The organism is Oceanivirga salmonicida (genome assembly GCF_001517915.1).
Classification (GTDB): domain Bacteria; phylum Fusobacteriota; class Fusobacteriia; order Fusobacteriales; family Leptotrichiaceae; genus Oceanivirga; species Oceanivirga salmonicida.
The window spans coordinates 1-5275 of the sequence record NZ_LOQI01000088.1; the positions used below are offsets into that span (position 1 = coordinate 1).

Annotated in this window: 4 protein-coding genes and 1 pseudogene; 4 read left to right on the forward strand and 1 reads right to left on the reverse strand. The window is 25.1% G+C overall.

The features are described 5' to 3' along the window. The first annotated feature begins 146 nt into the window (after positions 1-146). Both AWT72_RS10135 and AWT72_RS07915 read left to right on the forward strand, forming a co-directional pair. Entirely contained in the window at positions 147-644 is a 498-nt protein-coding gene (locus AWT72_RS10135; RefSeq protein ID WP_371440141.1) for a ComEC/Rec2 family competence protein, read from the forward strand. Positions 645-671: 27 nt separating this feature from the next. Next, entirely contained in the window at positions 672-2648 is a 1977-nt protein-coding gene (locus AWT72_RS07915) for an elongation factor G (protein WP_067143368.1), read from the forward strand. Positions 2649-2940: 292 nt separating this feature from the next. Here AWT72_RS07915 and AWT72_RS07920 read toward each other — a convergent pair whose 3' ends face one another. Further along, on the reverse strand, positions 2941-3849 hold the full coding sequence (locus tag AWT72_RS07920; RefSeq protein WP_067143371.1) for a hypothetical protein: 909 nt from the start codon (positions 3847-3849) through the stop codon (positions 2941-2943). Between the two features lie 280 nt (positions 3850-4129). Here AWT72_RS07920 and sufC point away from each other — a divergent pair, with 280 nt between their 5' ends. Together sufC and AWT72_RS07930 are read left to right on the forward strand one after the other, a co-directional pair. Continuing rightward, complete coding sequence (gene sufC, locus AWT72_RS07925; RefSeq protein WP_067143374.1) at positions 4130-4864, forward strand: Fe-S cluster assembly ATPase SufC; 735 nt, start codon at positions 4130-4132, stop codon at positions 4862-4864. Between the two features lie 9 nt (positions 4865-4873). Further along, positions 4874-5275: pseudogene (locus AWT72_RS07930) on the forward strand (Fe-S cluster assembly protein SufB); the annotation flags it as partial.

The following is a 5275-nucleotide window of genomic DNA, read 5'->3' on the forward strand; positions in this document are numbered from 1 at the left end:
ATCTGATATGGATTTATAATTAAAGTACTTAATAAGGCTATGTAAAAAGATTTTTTGCTATTAACTTTTTCATTTAGAATTTTTGATAAACTAAGTATAATTATTAATATATATATGCCCTTGTAATTGATGGTATAAACCCTATTATAAATCCATATCAGATATTAAATATTTCATATATTTTAACATATTTAGTAACTTACACTATCATTTGCACCAAACAGTATAATATAATAATAAAAAATATAATAATAGAACTTGTATGTCTGCCACTAATTTTTTATGTGTTTGGAAGTGTAAATTTAGCAATGTTTTTAATAAATTTAATATTTATACCGATATTTACTGTTTTTATTTATTTAAGTCTTTTAACAATAATATTTAGAATAGAAATTTTAAAAATTTTAACTAGTGAATATTTAGATTTAATAAGAATACTAATGAAAAATTTATCAAATATAGAAATATTTACATTAAAATATACTAAATTTAATTTTTCTCTAATTATAATTATTTATCTCCTTATTTTTTCTTTATTTTTAGTATCTAAAAGAGATGATGAGAAAGTTTACATAAAATTTTTAACAATTGCCCAAAAAAAATGCACTCTTTTTTTGACTAATTTAAAAAACAAGTTAAAATAGTAGTAATAAAAACTTTGGAGGGAAGATATGAGAGTATACGACATTAAAAGCATTAGAAATATTGCCATATTGGGTGATACAGGAGCAGGTAAAAGTAATTTTCTAGAATCACTAGAATATACAGTAGGTTTGACAAATAAGATATCAAATCCTAGTGATGAATTTAAAATGACAAATTCAGTAACTTTGAATGCTATTGAATATCAAAATATGAAATATAATTTTTTAGATGTTCCAGGTTATGGAGATTTTTCTGGGGAATTAGAATCAGGACTTGCAGCTGCGGCAGCTGCAGTAATAATTGTTGATTCTACAACAGATTTATCAGTTGGAACTAGAATTAGTATGGAAATTGCAGATTCTAGAAAATTACCAAGGGTAATATTTATCAATAAAATAGATAGTGATAAAGCAAATTATGAAAAAGTTTTAATGCAATTAAAAGATTGTTTTGGTAAAAGAATAGCACCTTTCCATTTACCATGGGGAAAAGCTGAAACTTTTAAAGGTCATATTAATGTAGTTGATTTATATGCAAGAGAATATAATGGTAAAGAATGTGTAAATGCTAAAATGCCAGATGGTATTGACGTTAGTGAAATTAGAAATATGTTATTTGAAGCAGTTGCAGAAACATCAGAAGAACTTATGGAAAAATATTTTTCAGGCGAAGAGTTTACAACAGAAGAATTACATCATGGTTTGAGAAAAGGTGTATTAGATGGTAGTTTAGTTCCAGTAATTTGTGGTTCAAGTTTAAAAAATATAGGTTTACATACTACATTTGATATAATAAGAGAATATATGCCATCTCCAAAAGATAATGTAAAAATACATAGTGAAGTTAAAGATTTTACAGCACAAGTATTCAAAACAGTTATTGATCCATTTTTAGGTAAATTATCATATTGTAAAGTAGTATCAGGCGAAATAAAACCTGAAACAGAAGTATATAATATAAATAGAAATGAAAAAGAAAGAATTGGTAAAATTTATACTTGGGAGCATGAAACATTAATAGAATTACAAAAAGCAGTTGTAGGAGATATAGTTGTATTTTCTAAATTAGAATATACTAAAAATTCAGATACTTTAAGTTTAAATCCAAAAACTAGTGAAATTCCAACTATTAATTTCCCTAAAGAACAAATGATGGTTGCTATTGAAGCAGTAAATAGGGGTGATGAAGAAAAAATTTCTAATGCACTTCATAAATTAAAAGATGAAGATTCTTCATTCTATTGGAGAAGAGATACTGAAACTGGACAAACTGTATTAGGTGTACAAGGTGAAATTCATGCACAAACTATGATAAGAAAATTAGAAAAAAAATACGGTGTTAAAGTTGTAACAACTGAATTAAAAGTTCCATATAAAGAAACAATAAAAGCAACTTCTGACGTTCAAGGAAAACATAAAAAACAATCAGGTGGACATGGGCAATATGGAGATGTTAAAATAAAATTCAGTCATTCAGATGAACATTTTGTATTTGAAGAAAAAATAGTTGGAGGAGTAGTTCCTAAATCATATATACCTGCTGTTGAAAAAGGTTTAATTGAGGCAATGAAAGAAGGAGTATTAGCGGGTTACCCTGTTACAGGAATAAATGCACTTTTATATGATGGTTCATATCACGATGTTGATTCATCTGAAATGGCGTTTAAAATAGCAGCTGGAATTGCATTCAAAAAAGGTATGAAAGAAGCAAAACCTGTGTTATTAGAACCAATAATGGAATTACAAATAATAGTTCCAGAAGAATATGTTGGAGATATAATGGGAGACATAAGTAAAAAGCGTGGTAAGGTATTAGGTATGGAAATACAAAATAAAAATCAACTAATAACTGCACATGCTCCTATGGCTGAAACATTTAAATATATAAACGATTTAAAATCTATGACACAAGGTAGAGGTAAGTTTGAAATGAAATTAATTTCATATGAAGAAGTACCAGAAGAAATAGCAGTTAAAATAATAGAAAATGCAAATAAAGAATAAAATATTATAGGCTAAAAAAATAAATCGTTAATGAAAATGCAGTAAAAATTATATTTTGCACCTTAAAATCTTAAAATGGATTTTAATATAATAAAAGGGAATTATTTCTAAAAATAGAGTAATTCCCTTATAATTTTCATCATATTTTTGTGATTTTTTTGTACTTTTAATCTTTATTACACTTTTTCATAAATTAATCTAATTTTCTCATTTTTGTGTATATTTTAAAGATTAATATAATTTATTTATGAATATTTTACAAACACTTAAAAAAAATTTATATTTTTACTAATTAGAATGAGTAACCTAAATTTAAACCTACTAATGGTGCAAATTGGTGTTTAAGTTCAGAATTTTTATTATATATATATTTTCCACCAATTTCTAAATTAGTTGTTAATCTTTTATAATCAAAACCTAATAGACCAGTTATTGGAACTATTAACGCTGAAGTTTGAGATTTTTTAATTTCAAATTTTTTCTTTTCAACTGTATAATTAAATCTATCACTATCTTTAATATATGTCTTATTTAATTTAGCAACATCTATTTTTTCATCTCTTTCTACACCACTAAAGAAAGTTCCTTCATAACCTATACCAACTTTAATACCTGTTCTTAAATTGGTATTTTTATTTACACTATATTGAATTTGCGAAGTTATATAAGGTGTAATTGCTACTTTAAAAAGATTTTCTTTTGCTTTATTTTTATATTTTTTTATGTTTTCATCATTTTCAATAGCTTCATCTAGAGAAATTTTAGTTTTTTCTAAATCTTTTTTTGCATTTTCAAGAGTAGAATTAGCTAAAATTAAATTATTTCTTGATTCATTATCTTGTGGATTATTACTGATTCTTTTTTTAAAGTCATTTATAAGATTTTCAATTCTGCTTATTCTATCTTTGTTTTTCTCAACTTCAATTAATTTATTTAAAGTTGGCTCAGTATATAATTCACGTAAATCATTAGTAACACCATATCCAAATTTAGCATCTAAACCACCAGAAATAATTAGTGATATATTATCATTTATATTATATACTGGTTTTATATATTCTAACTCCAATCCTCCCAATATTATATTGGAATTATTATTTTTTAAAATTTGATTATTATATTCAGCATTAGCCTTAATATTAAAATTTGAAAATGACATGGTTGCGATTAAGGCGCTTGTAATTAATAGTGCTCTTTTCATAATTATACTTCCTTTCTTATTTTATACCATGATTATAATATGTGTTGCCTAATTTTAAAATAGAATATTCTTATATATTTTTAAGATTTAAATATAATTTTTTTTTTATAATTCTTAAATTATGATTTTTTGTGACATTATTAAAGAAAATTTTTTCATAATCTGAATCAAATTTAAAGTCTACTTTATAATTTAAAATTGTTATTAATATCATCTTTTTTTTGACTTTAAATTCTAACTTGAGTATAATTAAAGTATATAAAAAAATAAAGGAGTAGATATGGAATTATTAAATATTAAAAACATACATGCAAGAGTAGAAGATAAAGAAATTCTAAAAGGAATTGATTTAAAAATAAATAAAGGTGAAATTCATGTAATTATGGGACCTAATGGTGCAGGTAAATCTACATTAGCATCAGTATTAGTAGGGCATCCTAATTATGAAGTAACAGATGGTGATATTATACTTGATGGTGAAAATATAAATGAGTTAAGTGTTGATAAAAGAGCAAGAGCGGGAATATTTTTATCATTTCAATACCCAGAAGAAATACCTGGACTTACATTAGAGGATTTTTTAAGATCAGCTAAAGAGGCAGTTACAGGAGAGAAACAATATTTTACAAGATTTCATAAATATTTGGTTCAGACTATGAAAAAACTAAATATTGATCCATCATATTGTGAAAGACATTTAAATGTAGGATATTCAGGTGGAGAAAAGAAAAAAAATGAAATATTACAAATGGCTGTATTAGAACCTAAGATAGCCATATTAGATGAAACTGACTCAGGATTAGATAGAGATGCTACTAAAACTGTATTTGAAGGGATTAGATCTTTAAAAAATAGTGAGTCATCTATGTTAATAATAACACACTATAATAAAGTATTAGAATACTTACAACCTGATGTAGTTCATATTTTAGTTGACGGTAAAATTAAAAAAACTGGTGGTAAAGAATTAATAGAATTTATAGAAAAAAATGGTTTTGAAACATTCAAAAAATAAGGAGTTAATGTGGAAGAAGAAAGAAGAAGAACCTATGTTGCTGACATCGAAAGAGGAGTCTATGATATAAAAGACGAAGTAGATGCAGGCTATACAACAGGTAAGGGATTAAATGAAAAAATAATAAAAAAAATATCAGATAAAAAAGAAGAACCAGAATGGATGTTAGAAATTAGATTAAAGGCTTTAAAAGAATTTAATTCTATGCCTATGCCAGATTGGAGTGCAGATTTAAGTGATTTAGATATGGAAGAAATAATAAATTATTTAGAACCAAATGCTAAACATATGGCAGACACTTGGGATGATGTCCCATCATATATTAAAAATACTTTTGATAGATTAGGTATACCAGAAGCGGAGAAAAGATCTTTGGGTGGTGTAGGTGCACAATATGATTCAAAAGTTGTT

What these genes read in the sequence shown, in the direction of transcription:
- AWT72_RS07920 (WP_067143371.1), bottom strand. Translation starts at nt 3,849, where the DNA reads ATGAAAAGAGCACTATTAATTACAAGCGCCTTAATCGCAACCATGTCA.
- sufC (WP_067143374.1), top strand. Translation starts at nt 4,130, where the DNA reads ATGGAATTATTAAATATTAAAAACATACATGCAAGAGTAGAAGATAAA.
- AWT72_RS07915 (WP_067143368.1), top strand. Translation starts at nt 672, where the DNA reads ATGAGAGTATACGACATTAAAAGCATTAGAAATATTGCCATATTGGGT.